The 19784-nt window shown below is 65.4% G+C and carries 17 protein-coding genes; 9 read left to right on the plus strand and 8 right to left on the minus strand.

Features of this window, described 5'->3' with window-relative positions:
• Positions 1-86: 86 nt before the first annotated feature.
• From gap to ppc, 5 genes are all read left to right on the plus strand, one after another.
• Positions 87-1106, plus strand: coding sequence for a type I glyceraldehyde-3-phosphate dehydrogenase (gap, locus tag ACVWY6_RS20925; protein WP_457540666.1), 1020 nt, complete (start codon positions 87-89; stop codon positions 1104-1106).
• Between the two features lie 34 nt (positions 1107-1140).
• Positions 1141-2358 (plus strand): phosphoglycerate kinase, encoded by a 1218-nt coding sequence (locus tag ACVWY6_RS20930; RefSeq protein WP_457540668.1) that lies wholly within the window; start codon positions 1141-1143, stop codon positions 2356-2358.
• Position 2359: 1 nt separating this feature from the next.
• Complete coding sequence (tpiA, locus tag ACVWY6_RS20935; RefSeq protein WP_400730237.1) at positions 2360-3148, plus strand: triose-phosphate isomerase; 789 nt, start codon at positions 2360-2362, stop codon at positions 3146-3148.
• Between the two features lie 136 nt (positions 3149-3284).
• Positions 3285-3518 carry a preprotein translocase subunit SecG gene (secG, locus tag ACVWY6_RS20940; RefSeq protein ID WP_023959413.1) on the plus strand — a complete coding sequence of 78 codons (234 nt, stop codon included), beginning with the start codon at positions 3285-3287 and terminating at the stop codon, positions 3516-3518.
• Positions 3519-3581: 63 nt separating this feature from the next.
• Positions 3582-6386, plus strand: a complete 2805-nt coding sequence (ppc, locus tag ACVWY6_RS20945) for a phosphoenolpyruvate carboxylase (protein WP_457540671.1) — start codon at positions 3582-3584, stop codon at positions 6384-6386.
• A 32-nt stretch (positions 6387-6418) separates the two neighbouring features.
• Here ppc and ACVWY6_RS20950 read toward each other — a convergent pair whose 3' ends face one another.
• Both ACVWY6_RS20950 and ACVWY6_RS20955 read right to left on the minus strand, forming a co-directional pair.
• Complete coding sequence (locus ACVWY6_RS20950) at positions 6419-7564, minus strand: RNA polymerase sigma factor (protein WP_457540673.1); 1146 nt, start codon at positions 7562-7564, stop codon at positions 6419-6421.
• Positions 7565-7570: 6 nt separating this feature from the next.
• Complete coding sequence (locus ACVWY6_RS20955) at positions 7571-7978, minus strand: YciI family protein (protein WP_457541180.1); 408 nt, start codon at positions 7976-7978, stop codon at positions 7571-7573.
• Between the two features lie 165 nt (positions 7979-8143).
• Between ACVWY6_RS20955 and ACVWY6_RS20960 the strand changes: the two genes are divergently transcribed.
• Positions 8144-9415 (plus strand): oxygenase MpaB family protein, encoded by a 1272-nt coding sequence (locus ACVWY6_RS20960; RefSeq protein ID WP_457540674.1) that lies wholly within the window; start codon positions 8144-8146, stop codon positions 9413-9415.
• On the opposite strand, the gene pgl is transcribed toward ACVWY6_RS20960, so the two are convergent.
• The 5 genes from pgl to tkt form a co-directional block, all read right to left on the minus strand.
• The gene (gene pgl / locus ACVWY6_RS20965; RefSeq protein WP_457540676.1) at positions 9416-10162 is read right to left on the minus strand and encodes a 6-phosphogluconolactonase; all 747 of its coding nucleotides are present in this window, start codon (positions 10160-10162) and stop codon (positions 9416-9418) included.
• The gene (locus ACVWY6_RS20970) at positions 10159-11082 is read right to left on the minus strand and encodes a glucose-6-phosphate dehydrogenase assembly protein OpcA (RefSeq protein ID WP_023959403.1); all 924 of its coding nucleotides are present in this window, start codon (positions 11080-11082) and stop codon (positions 10159-10161) included. The genes pgl and ACVWY6_RS20970 overlap by 4 nt, the downstream gene beginning before the upstream one ends.
• Positions 11083-11161: 79 nt before the next feature.
• The gene (gene zwf / locus ACVWY6_RS20975; RefSeq protein WP_457540678.1) at positions 11162-12703 is read right to left on the minus strand and encodes a glucose-6-phosphate dehydrogenase; all 1542 of its coding nucleotides are present in this window, start codon (positions 12701-12703) and stop codon (positions 11162-11164) included.
• 4 nt (positions 12704-12707) lie between these two features.
• A complete protein-coding gene (gene tal, locus ACVWY6_RS20980; RefSeq protein ID WP_457540680.1) occupies positions 12708-13832 on the minus strand; it encodes a transaldolase in 1125 nt (374 codons plus the stop codon).
• 31 nt (positions 13833-13863) lie between these two features.
• Positions 13864-15951: a transketolase gene (tkt, locus tag ACVWY6_RS20985; RefSeq protein WP_457540682.1), complete on the minus strand. Its 2088-nt coding sequence runs from the start codon at positions 15949-15951 to the stop codon at positions 13864-13866.
• Positions 15952-16255: 304 nt separating this feature from the next.
• On the opposite strand from tkt, the gene ACVWY6_RS20990 reads away from it, so the two are divergent.
• Together ACVWY6_RS20990 and ACVWY6_RS20995 are read left to right on the plus strand one after the other, a co-directional pair.
• Entirely contained in the window at positions 16256-17176 is a 921-nt protein-coding gene (locus ACVWY6_RS20990; RefSeq protein ID WP_023959395.1) for a heme o synthase, read from the plus strand.
• A gap of 46 nt (positions 17177-17222) precedes the next feature.
• Complete coding sequence (locus ACVWY6_RS20995) at positions 17223-18422, plus strand: Rv0361 family membrane protein (RefSeq protein ID WP_457540684.1); 1200 nt, start codon at positions 17223-17225, stop codon at positions 18420-18422.
• A 12-nt stretch (positions 18423-18434) separates the two neighbouring features.
• Here ACVWY6_RS20995 and ACVWY6_RS21000 read toward each other — a convergent pair whose 3' ends face one another.
• Complete coding sequence (locus ACVWY6_RS21000; protein ID WP_457540686.1) at positions 18435-19409, minus strand: quinone oxidoreductase family protein; 975 nt, start codon at positions 19407-19409, stop codon at positions 18435-18437.
• Positions 19410-19481: 72 nt separating this feature from the next.
• Between ACVWY6_RS21000 and ACVWY6_RS21005 the strand changes: the two genes are divergently transcribed.
• Positions 19482-19775, plus strand: a complete 294-nt coding sequence (locus tag ACVWY6_RS21005) for a hypothetical protein (protein WP_023959388.1) — start codon at positions 19482-19484, stop codon at positions 19773-19775.
• Positions 19776-19784 lie beyond the last annotated feature (9 nt).

Genomic DNA, 19784 nt, shown 5'->3' on the forward strand with positions numbered 1-19784 from the left:
CTGTTCGGGGCCGACTAGGCTGATCACTGCCGCAGAGGCGGGAGCCACACAATGGCCCAGCACACCGCATAGCTAAGGAGCTCACAGTGACCGTTCGGGTAGGCGTCAACGGATTCGGCCGGATCGGCCGCAACTTCTTCCGTGCCGTGGAAGCACAAAAGGCGTTGGGCATCACCGACGTCGAGATCGTCGCCGTCAACGACCTCACCGACAACGCGAGCCTGGCTCATCTGCTCAAGTACGACTCCATCCTGGGCCGCCTGCCGCAGGACGTCTCGCTCGAAGGTGACGACACCATCGTCGTCGGCGATCAGAAGATCAAGGCGCTGTCGCTGCGCGAAGGCCCGTCGGCGCTGCCGTGGGGCGACCTCGGTGTCGACGTCGTCGTCGAGTCCACCGGAATCTTCACCGATGCTGCCAAGGCGAAGGGCCACCTGGACGCCGGCGCCAAGAAGGTCATCATCTCTGCTCCCGCAAAGGGCGAGGACATCACCATCGTGATGGGCGTCAACGACGACAAGTACGACGGCAGCCAGAACATCATCTCCAACGCTTCGTGCACCACCAACTGCCTCGGCCCCATCGCCAAGGTCCTCGACGACGAGTTCGGCATCGTCAAGGGTCTGATGACCACGATTCACGCCTACACGCAGGACCAGAACCTCCAGGACGGACCGCACAGTGACCTCCGTCGTGCGCGCGCTGCCGCTCTGAACGTGGTCCCGACCGGCACCGGTGCCGCCAAGGCGATCGGGCTCGTGCTCCCGCAGCTGCTCGGCAAGCTCGATGGTTACGCACTCCGCGTGCCGATCCCGACCGGCTCGGTCACCGACCTCACCGCGAACCTCAAGAAGTCGGCAAGCGTCGACGAGATCAACGCCGCGATGAAGGCTGCCGCCGAGGGCCCCCTCAAGGGCATCCTGAAGTACAGCACCGACCCGATCGTGTCCTCCGACATCGTCACCGACCCGCACTCGAGCATCTTCGATGCGCCGCTGACCAAGGTGATCGAGGACCAGGTCAAGATCGTGTCGTGGTACGACAACGAGTGGGGCTACTCCAACCGCCTCGTCGACCTCATCGGCCTGGTCGGCAAGTCACTGTAATCCGGTCCTTCCAGCGCCAGGAGACGACGTACCCGTGACCACCTCGGTTCCCACCCTCGCCGATTTGCTCGAGACCGGAGTGGAAGGAAGGACCGTGTTGGTCCGTTCCGACCTCAACGTGCCTCTCGACGGCGGCAAGATCACCGACGCCGGACGCATCGTTGCGTCGGCGCCGACCATCAAGGCTCTGTCCGACGCAGGTGCCAAGGTCATCGTGACCGCACACCTGGGCCGTCCGAAGGGGGCGCCCGACCCGGCGTTCTCCCTCGCGCCGGTCGCCGAGCGTCTCGGCACCGAGCTGGGCCGTAACGTCCAGCTCGCCGGTGACGTGGTCGGCGGGGACGCGTTGGCCCGCTCGGAAGGTCTGACCGACGGCGACGTGCTGTTGGTCGAAAACGTGCGGTTCGACCCGCGCGAGACCTCCAAGGACGCAGCCGAGCGCGAGAAGCTCGCCAAGGCGCTGGTGGAGTTGACCGGTGATGAGGGCGCGTTCGTCTCCGACGGATTCGGTGTGGTGCACCGTGAGCAGGCATCGGTGTACGACGTGGCAAAGCTGTTGCCGCACTACGCAGGTGGCCTCGTCGCAGCCGAGGTCGAGGTTCTGGCCAAGCTGACCACCGACACCGCCCGGCCTTACGCGGTGGTGCTCGGCGGCTCCAAGGTGTCGGACAAGATCGGCGTCATCGAGGCCCTGGCGCCCAAGGTCGACACCCTGGTGATCGGCGGCGGTATGGCGTTCACCTTCCTCGCCGCACGTGGGCTGTCGGTCGGTTCGTCGTTGCTGCAGGAAGACCAGATCGAGGTCTGCAAGTCCTTGCTCGAGCGGTTCGGGGACGTCATCCACCTCCCAGTGGACGTGGTCGTCGCCGACAGGTTCGCGGCCGACGCCGAGGCCAAAACCGTGTCGGCAGAAGAGATCCCGGACGGCTGGATGGGATTGGACATCGGTCCCGAGTCGGTCAAGCGCTTCGCGGCCGTGTTGCACGAGGCCAAGACCGTGTTCTGGAACGGCCCGGCCGGTGTCTTCGAGTTCGAGAAGTTCGCCGCCGGCACCAAGGGCCTGGCCCAGGCGATCATCGAAGCCACCAGCGGGGGAGCGTTCTCCGTGGTCGGCGGCGGCGACAGCGCGGCGGCGGTCCGAACCCTCGGTCTCCCCGAGGACGGGTTCTCGCACATCTCGACCGGCGGCGGTGCGTCTCTGGAGTATCTCGAAGGCAAAGAGTTGCCCGGACTGAAGGTGTTGGAGAACTGAGATGGCCAATCGTAAGCCGCTGATCGCCGGCAACTGGAAGATGAACCTCAATCACCTCGAGGCCATCGGTCTGGTGCAGAAGATCGCATTCGCGTTGCCCGCCAAGTACTTCGACAAGGTCGACGTGACGGTGATCCCCCCGTTCACCGACATCCGAAGCGTGCAGACCGTCGTCGACGGCGACAAGTTGCTGTTGACCTATGGCGCGCAGGACCTCTCGGCGCACGATTCGGGTGCGTACACCGGTGAGATCAGCGGCGCATTCCTGGCCAAGCTCGGGTGCACATTCGTCGTGGTCGGGCATTCCGAGCGGCGCACCATGCACGCGGAGACCGACGACGTGGTGCTGGCGAAGACCAAGGCAGCGCTCAAGTACGAGCTGACCCCCATCGTCTGTGTCGGCGAAGGCCTCGAGGTGCGCGAGGCAGGCAACCACGTCGACTACAACATCGCGCAGCTCAAGGGATCGCTTGCGGGTCTGTCCGCCGACGAGATCAGCAAGGTTGTCATCGCCTACGAACCCGTGTGGGCCATCGGCACCGGCCGCGTTGCCAGTGCCGCCGACGCCCAGGAGGTGTGCGCGGCGCTGCGTGCCACGCTGGCGGAACTGGCCGACGCCAAGGTCGCCGACTCTGTGCGCATCCTCTACGGCGGATCTGTGAATGCCAAGAACGTCGGCGAGATCGTGGGACAGACCGACGTCGACGGTGCCCTGGTGGGTGGCGCGTCGCTCAAGTCCGACGAGTTCGCCACCCTGTCGGCGATCGCCGCCGGGGGACCGCTGCCCTGACCAACCGATTTTGTGCCCTTTTGGCGGTGCTGACCTGCGGGTTTGTTCGCCAAAAGGGCACAATTCTGGGATGGGGGACGCGGCCGGTACAGTTGAAGATCGGCCGTCAGTACAACTCTTTGATAGGAAACGACACGTGAAGCTTGCCCTGGACATCGGACTGGTGGTCACCAGCGTCTTGTTGATCGTGTTGGTCCTGCTGCACCGCGGCAAGGGCGGCGGACTCTCGTCGCTGTTCGGCGGCGGTGTGCAGTCGAGTTTGTCCGGCTCCAGTGTTGTGGAGCGAAATCTCGACCGCCTCACCGTGTTCGTCGGCGTCATCTGGCTGATCTTCATCCTCGGCATCGGTCTGGACATCAAACTCTCGTAACTTCGGCGGACACGGGCCATGTCCGAGATGCGCGAGCACGGACCGGCCAGAGATACTTGACCGGTGACTGACAAGCGCCCCATCGTGCCCCGTCCGGAAGCCGGCAGTACCGACCGCGAGCTCACCGAACCACTCCGCGAGGACATCCGGTTGCTCGGCGGGATCCTCGGGCAGATCGTGTGCAAACATGCAGGCGAAGAGACCTTCGAACTGGTCGAGAAAGCGCGCGTCGAGTCGTTCCGGATCCGCCGCGACGAAATCGACCGCACCGAACTCGAAGAGCTCTTCCGCGACATCGACGTCCAGGACGCGATCTCGGTCATCCGGGCGTTCAGCCACTTCGCCTTGCTCGCCAACCTCGCCGAGGACATTCATCGTGAGCGTCGCCGCGCCATCCACGTGCGCGCCGGCGATCCTCCGCAGGACTCGAGTCTCGCCGCCACATATTCGAAGGTGTCTGCCGCGGGTCTGACCGACGAGCAGGTGGGATCTGCGTTGGCAGATGCGACCGTGGTGCCCGTGATCACCGCCCACCCCACCGAGACCCGACGTCGCACGGTCTTCGAGGTGCAGCGCCGCATCACCGACCTGATGCGCTTCGCCGGACGTACGGAACTGACACCCGCTGAACGCGACGACGTGCACACCGCGTTGAAGCGGCAGATCCTCACGCTGTGGGAAACCGCGTTGATCCGACTCGAGCGTCTCCAGATCCAGGATGAGATCGAGGTTGGTCTGCGGTATTACGATGCCGGGTTCTTCGAGGTCATTCCGCGGGTCAATGCCGAGCTACGGGCGTGGCTCCAAGAGCACTATCCATCTGCGGGCATCGCCGACGATCCGATTCTCCGGATGGGTTCATGGATCGGTGGAGACCGCGACGGCAATCCATTTGTCACCGGTGAGATCGTGGGCATGGCGACCCGGCGTGCCGCGGAAACCGCTGTGGCGCATCATCTGTCCGAATTGACCGTCCTGGCACAGGAATTGAGCCTGACGTCGCGGCTGACCGAGGTCGACGACGAGGTGTTCGCGCTCGGTGGCGTGGAGCGCGGCACCCCCGACGCAGACGAACCCTATCGCCAGGCATTACGGGCCGTTCGGCGTCGATTGGCTGCAACCGCCGGTTCGTTGTTCGACGATCGTTTTGTGGCCGTCAACGACGGGGGCTTCCCCAAAGACGGGGCCGAGACGTACGCCGATGCCGAGCAGTTGCTGGCGGACCTCGACGTCATCGATGCGTCACTGCGCGCGAACGGCGACGACGAACTCGCCGATGACCGATTGCTGACTCTCCGCGAAGCCGTGCGCGCGTTCGGATTCCACCTTTCCGGCCTCGATATGCGGCAGAACTCGGACATGCACGAAGAGGTGGTGGCCGAACTGCTCGCCTGGGCCGGAGTCCATCACGACTACACGTCGTTGTCCGAGCACGAGCGGGTCGATTTGCTGACGGCGGAACTGAGCAACCGTCGACCACTGGTCGGACCCGGCGCCACACTCTCGGAGCTCGCCGACAAGGAACTGGCGATCGTTCGAGCCGCCGCCTCCGCGGTCGCCGCGTTCGGTCCACAGGCCGTTCCGAACTACGTCATCAGCATGTGCACATCGGTCAGCGATCTGTTCGAGGCGATCGTGCTGCTCAAGGAAGCAGGCCTGTTCGACCCCGGTGACGCGAAGACTCCTCCGACATCGACCGTTCGGGTCGTCCCGCTCTTCGAGACCATCGAGGATCTACAGCAGGGTGCGGCCACTCTTCTTGCAGCACTGGATGTCCCGCTGTACCGTGCGTTGGTTGACCAGCAGGAGGGCATGCAGGAGATCATGCTCGGGTACTCGGACTCCAACAAAGACGGCGGGTATCTCGCCGCGAACTGGGCGCTCTACCGTGCCGAACTCGACCTCGTTGAAGCTGCCAAGAAGGCCGGAATCCGTTTGCGGCTCTTCCACGGCCGGGGCGGTACCGTCGGCCGCGGGGGCGGGCCGAGCTACGACGCGATCCTCGCCCAGCCGCCGGGCGCCGTCCAGGGGTCGCTGCGCATCACCGAGCAGGGTGAGGTGATCGCGGCCAAATACGCCGAACCCGTTGTCGCCCGGCGCAATCTCGAGACGTTGCTGGCCGCGACCATCGAGTCGTCGCTCCTGGACACCGAGGGCCTCGGAGACGAAGCGGAAGCGGCGTACGCGGTGCTTGATGAACTCGCTGCGCTGGCTCGCCGGACCTACAGCGAGCTGGTTCACGAGACACCGGGATTTGTCGAGTATTTCGTGAACTCGACACCCCTGTCGGAGATCGGGTCGCTGAACATCGGCAGCCGTCCGGCCTCTCGCAAACAGACCGAGAAGATCTCTGACCTCCGTGCGATCCCGTGGGTACTGTCGTGGTCTCAGGCTCGCGTGATGCTGCCCGGGTGGTACGGCACGGGTTCGGCGTTCGAGCAGTGGGTGGGGGACGACAGCAGCCGGCTGGAGACGTTGTCGGATTACTACGAGCGCTGGCCGTTCTTCCGAACGGTGATGTCGAACATGGCGCAGGTGATGGCCAAGTCGGATCTCGGTCTGGCCGAACGTTATTCGCGACTCGTCCCCGATGAGGACCTGCGTGTCAAAGTCTTCGGGATGATATCTGCCGAGCATGAACGCACAACGGCCATGTACTTCAAGATCACCAAGACCGACGACCTCCTGGCCGACAACCCAGCGCTCAAACGGTCTGTCTTCAACCGTTTTCCGTACCTCGAGCCGCTGAATCACCTCCAGGTGGAGCTTCTGCGGCGCTACCGCGGCGGGGACGACTCCGAGCTGGTCCGCCGCGGCATCCAGCTCACGATGAACGGTCTCGCAACCGCGCTGCGCAACAGCGGCTGACGGCTCGCCGGGCCGGCCGGGCCCGGCGTCCCTCACTCGCGCAGGGCGGCGTTCAATCGTGCCGCCTGGCGCGTGAGGTGGTCACGTTCGGGCAGGCTGGGCGCCAGTCGGGCGGCGTCGGCGTACAGTCGCGCCGCGGTCTTGATGTCGCCATCGCGTTCGTGCAGGTAGGCGCAAACGGCCGTATACCGGGGCAGTGCGGTGTCGAGCCCGGCGAGGGCGGCCAGCCCGGCTCGCGGTCCGTCCGCCTCACCGACTGCCACCGCGCGATTGAGCCGAACGATCGGACTGTCGATGAGTCGCACCAGTTCGTCGTACCACTCCACGATCTGCACCCAGTCGGTTTCCGAGGCCGATCGGGCGTCGGCGTGCAGGGCAGCGATGGCAGCCTGCGCCTGGAACTCACCGAGGTTGTCGCGGGCGAGTGCGTTCTGGAGTACGTCGACTCCCTCGGCGATCATGCCGGTGTCCCAGAGGCTCCGGTCCTGATCGGCGAGCGGCACCAGGCCGCCGTCGGGGCCTATCCGTGCCGGTCGCCGCGCGTGATGGAGCAACATGAGTGCGAGTAGGCCGGAGACCTCCTCCTGCCGCACCATCGCATCGAGCTGACGGGTCAGTCGAATGGCCTCACCGGCCAGGTCGATGTCGCCGGAATATCCTTCGTTGAACACCAGATAGAGCACCCGGAGTACCGTCGCGAGATCACCGGGCTGGTCGAAGCGGACGTCTGACACGGTTCGTTTGGCTCTGCTGATCCGCTGAGCCATCGTTGCCTCGGGGACAAGATAGGCCTGCGCGATCTGCCGGGTACTCAGGCCGCCGATCGCCCGCAGGGTGAGCGCGACGGCCGACGCCGGCGTGAGAGATGGGTGGGCGCAGAGGAAGTACAGGTGGAGTGTGTCGTCGGCAACCTGGCCAGGGCCGGGCGGCGGCTCGTTCTCCGCACGGACCTCACGGTCACGCCGAGCGTTGTCCGACCGCACCGAGTCGAGGAACTTGCGCCAGGCGACAGTGATCAGCCAGCCTGTCGGATCCCGTGGAGGATCAGTCGGCCACAGCTTCATCGCCTCCACCAGTGCGTCCTGCACGGCGTCCTCGGCCGTCGCGAAGTCCACTCCGCGACGTACGAGGACGCCGATCACAGCAGGCGTGAGGTTCCGTAACAGAGCCTCATCCACCGCGTGTCACTCCGTGATCGCGGTGGGTGCGGTGAGGAAGGGGCGCACCTCCAGCCACTCGCGAAGAGGTTCGCCGCCCGCGCCGGGCGCCGCAGACAGTTCGGCAGCGAGCTCGAGCGCACGGTCATAACTGTCGACATCGATCGCCATCCAGCCGGCGATCAGGTCTTTGGTCTCCGCGAACGGGCCGTCGGTGACCGGCGGGCGACCCTCACCGTCGTATCGTACGAACGTTCCCTCCATCGACAGCGCCTGGCCGTCCACGAACTCGCCGTTGCGTTGCAGGCGGGCTGCGAAGTTCGCCATGAACTGCATGTGGGCGGACACCTCCTCGGGCTTCCACTGGTCCATCGGGGTGTCGAACAGCGGTGCCGGACCACCCCGGTAGTGCTTGAGCAACAGGTACTTGGCCATCGTCTTCTCCTTGGTGGGTACGGCCCATTGTGGCCGTTTCACTACGGGGACGGAGTCGCTCGGTGGTTCTCGACATCGGCTTGTCCATGAATTCAGAAAATGTGCCGGACGATGTGAGACGATTATGCAAAACAGTCTCAGCCTGCTTGACCCCGAGGAGAACCTGTGTCCGCGACACTGCCAGACCAGCGTGTACCCGTCCCCGGTTTCCCGACGGCCGTCAAGTACGGCGCGGCTCAGAACAACCGATGGCTCAGGACCGTCCGTCGAGCAGCTGTCAAGACAACTGGTCGCGACCTCTTTCCCACGGACGAACAGATCCGGACCTTCGCCGAAGACATGTTCCGCAGCGACCCGGTGGCCGAACGATTTGTCGACGAGGTGTACGGCGAGCTCGGAGCGCCCGCTGCCCGTGCCCTTCTCGACAAGGCCTTGACCGAGGGGCTTGATTCCATCGAGGATCCTCCCGCGGCGATGAAGGCTTTGTTCGAGGAGTTCGAGACCGTCCCCGAGTGGATGGATCCGGAGATGATCGCCGAAGGAGAGGCCATCTGGCGTCGTTGGGGCACATCGCTGTTCAGTGTGGCGGGCGGCATCACCTTGGAGATGTACACCGAGGCGGCTGTGGCCACACCACTCTCGCTGGCGGGCGGTTACGCCGGGGACAACGCGCTTCGGCGGTTTCTCGAGACGGCCCGTTTCTGGATCGACGTGTCCGAGCCCGACGCTCTGCTCACACCGGGATCCGCGGGGCGGGCCACTGCCATGCGCGTGCGGGTGATGCACGTGTGGGTGCGCCGCAAGGTCGCCGAGCATCCCGAATGGGACACCGAGCGCTGGGGCGTGCCGATCAGCCAGTCGTATCAGCTGCTCACGTTGCTCGGCGGGAGCGTGGTCCCGGCGATGGCTCTCTGGTTGGTGGGGGTGCAGACTTCGCTCCGGGAGATCCGGGTGCTGTTGCACTACCAGCGCTATCTCGGTCACCTCCTGGGCGTTCGCATGCAGTGGTATCCCGAATCGATCGCGGACTCGCTTCGACTCCTGGCGTTGGTCAACGCCACCCGCAGTTACGACGCGGGCCACCACGGCGCCGAACTCATCGAATCGTTCCCCGCCGCGTTCGCGCCCCGCGATGGTCACACCGGTGTGCGGCGCTTGCGTGAGAAGTACAACGCCACAATGTATTCCGCCTATTCGGCGGTTTTCATGATGCCGTGGACGCGCCGCCGGTACAACATGCCGAGTGCGGCGCCCGGGATTGCCTGGATCATCGCGCGACTGCCTGCGGTGGTGCTGATCGAGACCGTCCGCCGGATCTGCCCTCCGTTCGCCCGTCTCCACGAGTCCATCATGCGCAAACACCGGGAGAACTGGCACGACGCGCAGATGGAAGGCCGGTCGGCCGAATTCGACGCCAGCGGGGGATTGCGGCGCTGATCAGGTGAGCTGCGACGCCGCGTCCGGGTCGACGAACCACACGGTTGCGTCCGTGCCGTGCGCCCCGGCACACGGCCAGTCCAGAGGATCGGCCCCACCGACTCCGGCGGCCACCGCCTCGGCCTTCTCGGCGCCGGACACCAGGAACCAGACCTCGCGGGCCCGGGCGACAGCCGGGAACGTCAGCGTGATCCGCTGGGGCGGTGGCTTGGGTGAGTCGGTGACGGCAACCACGGTGGCGTCGGCTTCGGCAGTCGCCGCACTGTGGGGGAACAGAGAGTTGATGTGCCCCTCACCGCCCATCCCGACCAGGTGGACGTCGAACTCCGGTACCAGGTGGCCGTCGCCGGCTTTCGACGACAAAGTCGCCGCGTAATCGGCCGCTGCCGCTTCGATGTCGTCGCCGAACCCGCCATCGGACGCAGCCATGACGAACACCCGATCCGGTTGCACCGGAACGTGATTCAGTAGCGCGTCGTAAGCCTGCCCGGCGTTCCGTTCGGGGTCGTCCGCGGTGACGAACCGTTCGTCACCCCAGTAGATGTCCACCGCGGACCAGTCGATGTCGCCGGAGTCCTTGGCCAGAGCTTCCAGCAGGGCGATTCCATTGCTGCCCCCGGTCAGTACCACCGAGGCGCTGCCGCGTGCCGCCTGCGCCGAGGTGACCGTGGCGATGAACCGCGCGGCCACCGACTCGACGAGCGCGGACTTGTCCGCGCAGTGGATCACCTGCGCATCGGCGTTCATGCGTGCACCTTGTCTTTCGCTCGGGTCAGCCCGTCGACGCCCTGCAGGGCGAGGTGGTAGATCTCGTCCGGATCGAGTCGCCGCAGCTCTTCGGCGAGGCAGTCGCGGATGTCACGACCGGGTAGGGCCACCTTGCCGTCGGGCTTGCCCGGAATGGAGATGATGGCCTGGTTGCTCATACCGACGCACAGCACCAGCGGTCCGGCCTCACGTTCGAGGGTCACCTTGAAGCTGCCGACCGATCGGGTCACCGGCACCTTCAGAACGGCATGCAACCAACCGGCGAGCAGATCGACCGCGGGAGATCCCGCAGGGCCTTCGACCTCGGCGGACACCGCTGCACTGTGCGGCGGTTGATCGAGCGCCGAGGTGAGCAAGGCGCGCCACGGGGTGATCTGGGACCACGCGATGTCCGAGTCGCCGGGGGAGTACGTCCTCAGTCGGTCGGCGAGGGCTGCGGGCACATCGGATGCCTTGTTGGTGTCGGTGATACGGCGCCTTCCGAGCTGCCCCATCGGATCGGCGGCAGGATTCTCGGGTGGCCGGCCCGGCCACCACGTCACCACCGGCGTGTCCGGCAGCATGAACGGGATGACCACGCTCTCACCGTGATTCGCCAATTCGCCGTAGAGGTGCAGAACCACCACCTCCGACGCGCCTGCGTCGCCGCCCACCCGGATCTGTGCGTCCAGCCGCGACTTCATCCGACGGTCGCCGCACGACACCACGATCACCCGGCAAGGATGCTCGCGGCTGGCCTCGTTGGCCGCGTCAATCGCGCCTTCGGTGGGTTCGCCTTCGTCCGAGCAGACGAGCAGGGTCAGCACCCGGCCCGACGTGAAAGCACCGCCGGCATCACGGATCTTGATGAGTTCCTTGCTGATCGCGGTGGTGCTGGTATCGGGCAGTTCGACAATCACGACTGGAACTCCTTCGTCGGCATGACTACAACTCCTTGGTCGCCCTCGCAGCGCTGCTGCTCCATCTGCCCGACACCGATCACGGACGTCGCCAGGTCCGTCCGTGCCGGGCCAGCATCTCCTCGGCCGATTCCGGACCCCAGGTGCCCGATTCATAACCGTCGGGCTTCCCGTTCGCTGCCCAGTGTTCGAGCACCGGGTCGAGGATCTTCCAGGACAGTTCGACCTCGGCATTGACCGGGAACAGCGATGGCTCGCCGAGCAGCACATCGAGGATCAGACGCTCGTACGCCTCGGGGGACGACTCGGTGAAGGCCTGCCCGTAACTGAAGTCCATGTTGACGTCCCGGACCTCCATGGACGACCCCGGCACCTTCGACCCGAAACGCAACGTGATGCCCTCGTCCGGCTGTACCCGGATCACCAGTGCGTTCTGGCTGAGCTCTTCGGTCATCGTCTGATCGAACGGCAGGTGCGGCGCGCGCTTGAACACCAGTGCGATCTCGGTGACCCTGCGGCCCAGGCGTTTTCCCGTCCGTAGGTAGAAGGGCACGCCCGCCCACCGCCTGCTGTCGACCTCGAGTGCGATCGCGGCGAAGGTCTCGGTGGTCGAGTCCGCGGCAAAGCCCTTCTCGTCCTTGAGCCCCGGCACCTCTTCGCTGCCCTGCCAGCCGGCTTCGTACTGTCCGCGTGCGGTGTTCTCGTCGAGCGGCAGGATGTTGCGTGTTGCGGAGAGGACCTTGATCTTCTCGGTCTGCAGTTCGTGCGGTTCGAACGAGATGGGTTCTTCCATCGCGATCAGGGCCATCAGCTGGATCAGGTGGTTCTGGATCACGTCGCGGGCAGCGCCGATGCCGTCGTAGTAACCGGCCCGGCCTCCGAGTCCGATGTCCTCGGCCATCGTGATCTGCACGTGGTCCACATAGTGCGAGCTCCACACCGGATCGAACAGCTGGTTGGCAAAGCGCAGCGCCAAGATGTTCTGGACGGTCTCTTTGCCGAGGTAGTGGTCGATGCGGAACACCGAGTGCTCGGGGAAGACGGTGTTCACCACCGAGTTCAGCTCTTTTGCGCTCTCCAGGTCGTGCCCGAACGGCTTCTCGATGACCACGCGCCGCCAATGGTCGTCGGACTGCTCGGCCAGCCCCGACTTCGACAGCTGCTCGCACACCACCGGGAAGGCCGCCGGCGGGATCGACAGGTAGAAGGCGTGGTTGCCCTCGGTTCCGCGCTTCTCGTCGAGTTCCCCGAGGGTGTCCCGGAGCTTCTCGAAGGCCGTGTCGTCGTCGAAGGTGCCTTGGACGAACCGGAAGCCCTCGCTGAGCCGCTCCCAGACGTCCTCGCGGAACGGCGTACGGGAATGAGCGCGAACGGCGTCGTGCACCACCTCGGAGAAATCCTCGTGGTCCCAGTCCCGGCGGGCGAATCCGACCAGCGCGAAACCGGGGGGAAGAAGCCCCCGGTTCGCGAGGTCGTACACCGCGGGCATCAACTTGCGCTTCGCGAGGTCGCCGGTCACGCCGAAGATGACAAGACTGCTGGGCCCGGCGATGCGGGGCAGACGCTTGTCACGGTCGTCGCGCAGCGGATTTGTCCACTGCCCGGCTGCGTCCTTGGCCAAGGGATCAGGCCTTCGAGCCGGCTGCCAACTGCTCGGCGGTGGCGTCGATCAGTTCCTGCCACGCCACCTCGAACTTCTCCACGCCCTCGTTCTCCAGCGCCAGGAAGACGTCGGTGAGGTCGATCCCGATCGCGGAGAGCTTGTCGAACACCTCCTGCGACGCCGGACCCTGACCGATGATCGAGTTGGGGTTGACCTTCCCGTGGTCGGCGAAGGCATCCATCGTCTTCTCGGGCATGGTGTTCACCGTTCCGGGGGCCACCAGCTCGCCGACGTAGAGGGTGTCCGGCAGGCTCGGATCCTTCACGCCCGTCGAGGCCCACAGCGGGCGTTGGGCATTGGCACCCGCGGCGGCCAGTGCGCGGAAGCGTGGCTGTTCCTCGAACACCTTCTGGTAGGCGACATAGGCGAGCCTGGCGTTGGCCAGTCCGGCCTTTCCCTTGAGTGCCTTCGCCTCGTCGCTGCCGATGGCATCGAGTCGCTTGTCGATCTCGGTGTCCACGCGAGAGACGAAGAACGATGCGACCGAATGGATCTTGGACAGATCGTGTCCGGCTGCCGATGCCTTCTCCAGGCCTTCGATGTAGGCGCCCATGACCAGCTCATAACGTTCGACCGAGAAGATCAGCGTCACGTTCACGCTGATGCCCTCGGCGATGACCTTGGTGATGGCCGGGATGCCCGCTTCGGTTGCCGGGATCTTGATCAGCAGGTTGGGACGGTCGACGATCTTCCACAGCTCCACCGCTTGTGCGACCGTCTGGTCGGAATCGTGGGCGAGCCGGGGATCGACCTCGATCGACACCCGGCCATCGACGCCCTTGGACGACTCGTACTGCGGGGCGAGCACGTCACAGGCGTTGCGCACGTCGTCCGTGGTGACCGTGCGGATGGTGGCATCCACATCGGCGCCGCGGGCGGCCAGCTCGTTGACCTGATCGTCGTAGGCGTTGCCCTTGGACAATGCCGCCTGGAAAATCGACGGGTTGGTGGTGACACCCACCACCGACTTGTTGGCGATCAGTTCGGCGAGGTTGCCGGACTGGATGCGGGTGCGAGAGAGATCGTCGAGCCAGACCGAGACGCCGGCCTGGGAGAGTGCGGCAAGATTGGCGTTCTGTTCGCTCATTTTGCGCTCCAATTCATGTGTTGTGCAGATCTCAGTTGGTTTTTGCGACCGAACGCTCGGCGGCGGCGATGACGGCCTCTGCGGTGATACCGAACTTCTCGTAGAGCACCTTGTAGTCGGCAGAGGCGCCATAGTGCTCGATGGACACGATCTCACCGGCGTCGCCGACCAGGCGGTACCACGGCATCGCGATACCTGCTTCGACAACCACTCGGGCCTTCACCGTGGGCGGCAGCACCGAATCGCGGTAGCTGCTGTCCTGCTCGTCGAACCACTCCACGCATGGCATCGACACGACGCGGGCATTGATTCCCTTGTCCTTCAGGGCCTTTTGCGCCTCGACGGCGAGGTACACCTCGGACCCGGTGCCGATCAGGATGACCTGAGGATCTCCCTCGGGCTCTGACAGGACGTATCCGCCCTTCGCCACACCCTCGGCCGACGTTCCCTCGAGAATCGGGATGTTCTGCCGGGTGAGCGCCAGCCCGACCGGATTGTGCCGCCGGGTCATGATGGCCTGCCAGGCATAGGCCGTCTCGTTGGCGTCGCCGGGGCGCACCACGTCGAGATCGGGGATCGCGCGCAGCGCCGCCAGGTGCTCGATCGGTTGGTGAGTGGGTCCGTCTTCGCCAAGTCCGATCGAGTCGTGGGTCCACACATAGATGGGATCGGTCTTCATCAGCGCGGCCAGTCGTACGGCCGGGCGCATGTAGTCGGCGAACTGGAGGAACGTTCCGCCGTATGCGCGGGTCGGTCCGTGCCGGACGATGCCCGACAAGATCGCACCCATCGCGTGTTCACGGATACCGAAGTGCAGCGTGCGCCCGTACGGGTTCGCGCTCCAGTTCTTGGTGCTGATCCCGGTGGGGCCGAAGGACGCGGCTCCGTCCATGGTGGTGTTGTTGCTGCCCGCGAGGTCAGCGGAGCCACCCCACAATTCGGGCAGAACGGGTCCGAGAGCGGAGAGCACCTTGCCCGACGCCGATCGGGTGGCCACATCCTTGTCGCCGACCTCCCACTTGGGGAGCGCATCGGTCCAGCCGTCGGGCAGGCCGTTCACCACGAGGCGGTCGAGCAGAGCCTTGCGGTCCGGATTCGCCTTGGCCCACTCGTCGAACGACTTCTCCCAGGCCTTGCGCCGTTCGGCACCCCGGTCCACGAGCTGCCGGGTGTGCGCGATGACCTCGTCGGCGACCTCGAACGTCTGGTCGGGGTCGAATCCCAGCAGCTTCTTGGTCTCGGCGACCTCATCATCGCCGAGCGCGCTGCCGTGGGCGCTGCCGGTGTTCATCTTGTTGGGCGCGGGGTAGCCGATGATGGTGCGCAAGACGATGATCGACGGCTTGTCGATCACGGCCTTGGCCTTCTCGACGGCCTCTTCGATCGCGGTGACGTTCTCGCCGCCCTCGACGTGCTGAACGTGCCAGCCGTATGCCTCATAGCGAGCGGCGACGTCCTCGGACAGCGCGATGTCGGTGTCGTCCTCGATCGAGATGTGGTTCTTGTCGTAGAACACGATGAGGTTGCCCAGCTGCTGGGTGCCTGCCAGTGAGCTTGCCTCCGAGGTGACGCCCTCTTCGATGTCGCCGTCGGAAGCGATCACGTAGATGTAATGGTCGAACGCGCTCTGGCCGACCGGTGCGTCCGGATCGAACAGCCCACGCTCGTAGCGTGCGGCAATCGCCATCCCGACCGACGAGGCCAGTCCCTGACCGAGTGGCCCGGTGGTCATCTCGACGCCGCGCGTATGGCGGTACTCAGGATGGCCGGGCGTCTTGGACTCGTAGGTGCGCAGCGCCTTCAGATCGTCGAGTTCGAGGCCGAATCCGCCGAGGTAGAGCTGGATGTACAGCGTCAGGCTCGAGTGTCCGCAGGACAGAATGAAGCGGTCGCGGCCCATCCAGTCCGTATCCGTGGGGTCATGCCGCATCACTCGCTGGAACAGCGTGTAGGCCAGCGGCGCCAAGCTCATGGCTGTGCCGGGGTGTCCACTGCCGCATTTCTGAACCGCGTCTGCGGCCAGAACCCGCACTGTGTCAACGGCTTTGGTGTCCACCTCGCTCCAGTCAGCAGGGTGTGAGGGCTGTGTTAGCGCGCGAATCTCATCTGTTGCTGACACGATCGTGTGAACTCCTCCAAGCTCGACTTTCAGTACATGGCAGGCTGCGAACAGCCCACGTCAAGCCTAGACGTCTCCCGGTCCCATGGCGCGATACGGGACTGAATAACTCTCTGGTTCACCTTCGGGGACCTGACCGGCGAGGTCAGGCGCCGGATCGGACCTCGATTGCCGTTCTGGGGCACCGGCCGTCTACCATTCCCTGTAGTAGATGAGCGAGTCAGGAGATCTAGTGCGGATTGGGGAACGTGTGAGCGGACACGGTTTCGCCTCCTCCCCAGCGTCAGGTGGTGAGGCTCCGCCCATGCAGCGCCCCACCAGCATGCGCGGGAGGATCTCGGGAACGGCATTGGCCTATCTCGCTCTCACCAAGCCACGGGTCATCGAGTTGCTCCTCGTGGCGACCATCCCCGTGATGCTGTTGGCCGACCGCGGTCGGGTGGACCTGGCCCTGATGGCCTGGACCCTGCTGGGCGGCTGGCTCGGCGCGGCGAGCGCCAACACCCTCAACATGGTGGTCGACGCCGACATCGACCAGAAGATGAAGCGCACCGAACGCCGGCCTCTGGCCCGCCACGCGGTGTCCACCAGAAGTGCACTCATCTTCGGGATCGTGCTTGGCGCGGCATCGTTCGCGGTGTTGTCGACGCTGGCAAACCTGCTCAGCGCCCTGTTGGTGATGGCGACGATCGCGTTCTACGTTTTCGTCTACACGATGGTGCTCAAACGCCGTACGTGGCAGAACGTGGTGTGGGGCGGAGCGGCCGGCTGTATGCCGACCCTCGTGGGCTGGGCTGCCGTCACCGGAAGCCTGAGCTGGCAGCCTGTTGTGTTGTTCATGGTGATCTTCTTCTGGACGCCACCGCACACCTGGGCGCTCGCGATGCGTTACAAAGAGGACTACCGCGCGGCGGGTGTGCCCATGCTCCCCGTCATCGCCACCGAGATCCAGGTCACCCGGCAGATGCTCTTTTACACGTGGGCGACGGTGCTCAGCACGCTGGTGTTGTGTCTGGCCACGGGCTGGATCTACACGGCCGTGGCCCTCGCCGCAGGTGGCTGGTTCATCTTCGTGGTCCACAAGCTCTACCGCGCCACCCTGCGCGGTGAGGAAGTCACCCCGCTCAAGGTCTTCTTGCAGTCCAACGAATATCTCGCGATAGTCTTCTGCGGACTGGCGATCGATTCGGTGATCGGATTGCCGACGCTGACAAGCCTGTTCTGACAGGCACCACCGGCCGCTGGCCGGTGCGAGGTGATTTGGGGGAAACATGTCGTACCCACCTGGGCAGGGTCAGGGGCCCGGAAACAACGACTGGCGGCCGTATTCGGAGCCGACCCAGGTCGGCCAACCCCAGTTCGGCCCATCGCAGTACGGTCAGCAGCAGCCGCCGCCCGACAACGGTCAGGGCGGGCAGTTCTACGGCCAGCCCGATCCGGGCTACAACCCCTATCAGCCCTACCCGGCTGCCGGCGGACAGTGGGGCCCGCCCCAGCCCCGCAAATCGCGCACGCCGCTGATCATCGGTCTCGTCGCGGTCGCAGTGCTCGTTGTGGTGGCTGTTGTGGTTGCACTTGTCGTCGCTCTCGGCGGGGGAGGCGCGAGCAGCGATCCGGAGTCGGCTGTGGAGGGGTATCTCACGGCGTTGTCCGACGGCGATGCCGCCAAGGCGCTGGACCTGTCCAAGTCGCCCGCGTCCGAACTCCTGCTTACCGACGACATCCTGAAACAACAGCAGGAGATCGCCAAGATCTCGGACATCTCGATCGTGGATGTCCAGAAGATGGGCGAGATGGCCACGGTCCAGGCCACCTACCAATTCGGAGACCGCAAGGCCGACGAGAGTTTTGTCCTGCACAAGACCGGGGATTCCTGGCGGCTGGACGAGGGCGTCGTCGCAGTGGACATCAGCAGCCTCGGAGGCATTCCAGGGCTCACCGCCTTCGGTGTCCCTGTCGACGGCGAGGCCAAGGTGTATGTGTTCCCCGGGCCCGTGAAGTGGGGCAGTGCCGACGAAAACTTCGCGGTCGTGAACGGCAAAGAAAAGGACTTTCCTGTCGCGGGGACGAGCTACGGGTCGTTCCCGGACCTGACTGCTGAACTCAGCGGCAAAGGACAGAACGCGGTGAACACGGCGGTCCAGGCCCACCTGGACGAGTGTGCGTTGTCGGTCCAGGTCGACGCTGCAACGGACAAGCCGGACTGTGGCCAGCGGACGTACGCCTACAACGCCGAACCGGGCTCGGCGAAATGGACTGCGCCGGCGCAATTGCCTGCCCTCGACTACCGCTTGGGATACGACAACCCCGAGGAAGTGTCGGTCGACGGCGAGATGGAGTGGTCAGTGACCTTCCGCACGACCGCGTCGGGTTCACGACCGGCCGAGACCAAGACGGAGACCGTCACGGACTACCTGTACGGCACCGTCGACCTGGCCCAGAATCCGCCGGTGTTCACACCCGAAGGATGACCGGCCTGCGCCTCAGGTCGACTGCGGCGTGAGGACAACCGACCCGGTGGTCGCGCGGGCGGCCAGATCGATGTGCGCCTGCCTCGCCTCGGCGAGTGGATACGTGTGGGCGACCCGAACGGTGACGCTGCCGTCGGCGATCCCGCTCATCACCTCACCGGCGCGCCACGCCAATTCTTCGGGGTCGGAGATGAAGTGTTTGAGGGTCGGTCGGGTGACCGAGAGAGAGCCCGCGGCGTTGAGTCGTTGTAGGTCGAAGGGTGGGACCGGTCCGCTGGCCGCACCGAAGAGAACAACGATTCCCCGGACCGCGGTCGCGGCGAGACTCTGCTCGAACGTGTCTGCACCCACGCCGTCATAGGCGACGGTCACGCCCGCGCCACCGGTGAGGGAGCGCACCTGTTCGGCCACCTGGTCCCCGTATCGCAGCACTTCGTCGGCCCCGGCCCGCCGGGACAGGTCTTCCTTCGCGTCGTTCGACACGGTGGTGATGACCAGCAGTCCTCTGGCCTTGGCCATCTGGGTGAGCACCAGGCCGACGCCGCCTGCGCCGGCATGGACGAGGACGGTGTCGCCCGGGCGCGGGTGGGCGGCACCATCGAGCAGGTAGTGCGCAGTGATCCCCTGCAGCAGAGCGGACGCCGCGACGTCGTCGGCGATGGTGTCGGGTACGGCCACGGCGCGCGCTGCCGGCACCACGACGAGTTCGGCGTAGCTCGAGGGTGCATCGCACCACGCGACCCGCTGGCCCACCGATATCGAGTCGACACCGGGGCCGACCGCCACGACCTCACCGGCGCCTTCACTGCCCGGGATGAACGGCAGCGTCATCGGATACATGCCGGACCGCTGGTACGTGTCGATGAAGTTCACACCGATCGCCGCGACACGCACCAGGACCTCACCAGGACCGGGCTCGGGGTCGGCGGTCTCGACCACATCCATCACTTCGGGCCCACCGTGCTGACTGACCTGGATCGCATGCATGACTCCAGTTGTACCGAGCCCATCAGAGTGTCCGGTGATCGGCCCCGCCGCGGTGCGCAATATGCTGTGGGCATGAGCGACCACAAGGGTGTCATCTCGGCCATTTCGAAGTTCGTGGCCCGCGAGGGTGGTTCGGCCACCGCGGTCCTGCAGGGGATCGGCGCCTCGGGCGTCCGTATCACGCTGGTGGGCGGGGCGGGCGGAATCCTGGGCGATCAGGTGGTCCGGGACATGGAGACCGCAAGGCAGATCGTGGAACAGGTCGACGGGGTCGAGATCGGCGAGTGGGATCGCGACCTCACGTCGGCGGTCGACGTCCGTCCCGGGCACTACCGCAAGATGGCCGGCTGGGTGGCCAACACCTAGACTGCAGCC

The organism is Williamsia sp. R60 (genome assembly GCF_054063855.1).

Bases quoted from the DNA above. Each gene is read 5' to 3' on its own strand.
- ACVWY6_RS21005 (WP_023959388.1), top strand. From the start codon at position 19,482: ATGAGCGACCACAAGGGTGTCATCTCGGCCATTTCGAAGTTCGTGGCC.
- ACVWY6_RS20990 (WP_023959395.1), top strand. From the start codon at position 16,256: ATGCAGCGCCCCACCAGCATGCGCGGGAGGATCTCGGGAACGGCATTG.
- tal (WP_457540680.1), bottom strand. From the start codon at position 13,832: ATGAGCGAACAGAACGCCAATCTTGCCGCACTCTCCCAGGCCGGCGTC.
- ACVWY6_RS20955 (WP_457541180.1), bottom strand. From the start codon at position 7,978: ATGGCCAAGTACCTGTTGCTCAAGCACTACCGGGGTGGTCCGGCACCG.
- ACVWY6_RS20995 (WP_457540684.1), top strand. From the start codon at position 17,223: ATGTCGTACCCACCTGGGCAGGGTCAGGGGCCCGGAAACAACGACTGG.
- pgl (WP_457540676.1), bottom strand. From the start codon at position 10,162: ATGAACGCCGATGCGCAGGTGATCCACTGCGCGGACAAGTCCGCGCTC.
- tpiA (WP_400730237.1), top strand. From the start codon at position 2,360: ATGGCCAATCGTAAGCCGCTGATCGCCGGCAACTGGAAGATGAACCTC.
- ACVWY6_RS21000 (WP_457540686.1), bottom strand. From the start codon at position 19,409: ATGCATGCGATCCAGGTCAGTCAGCACGGTGGGCCCGAAGTGATGGAT.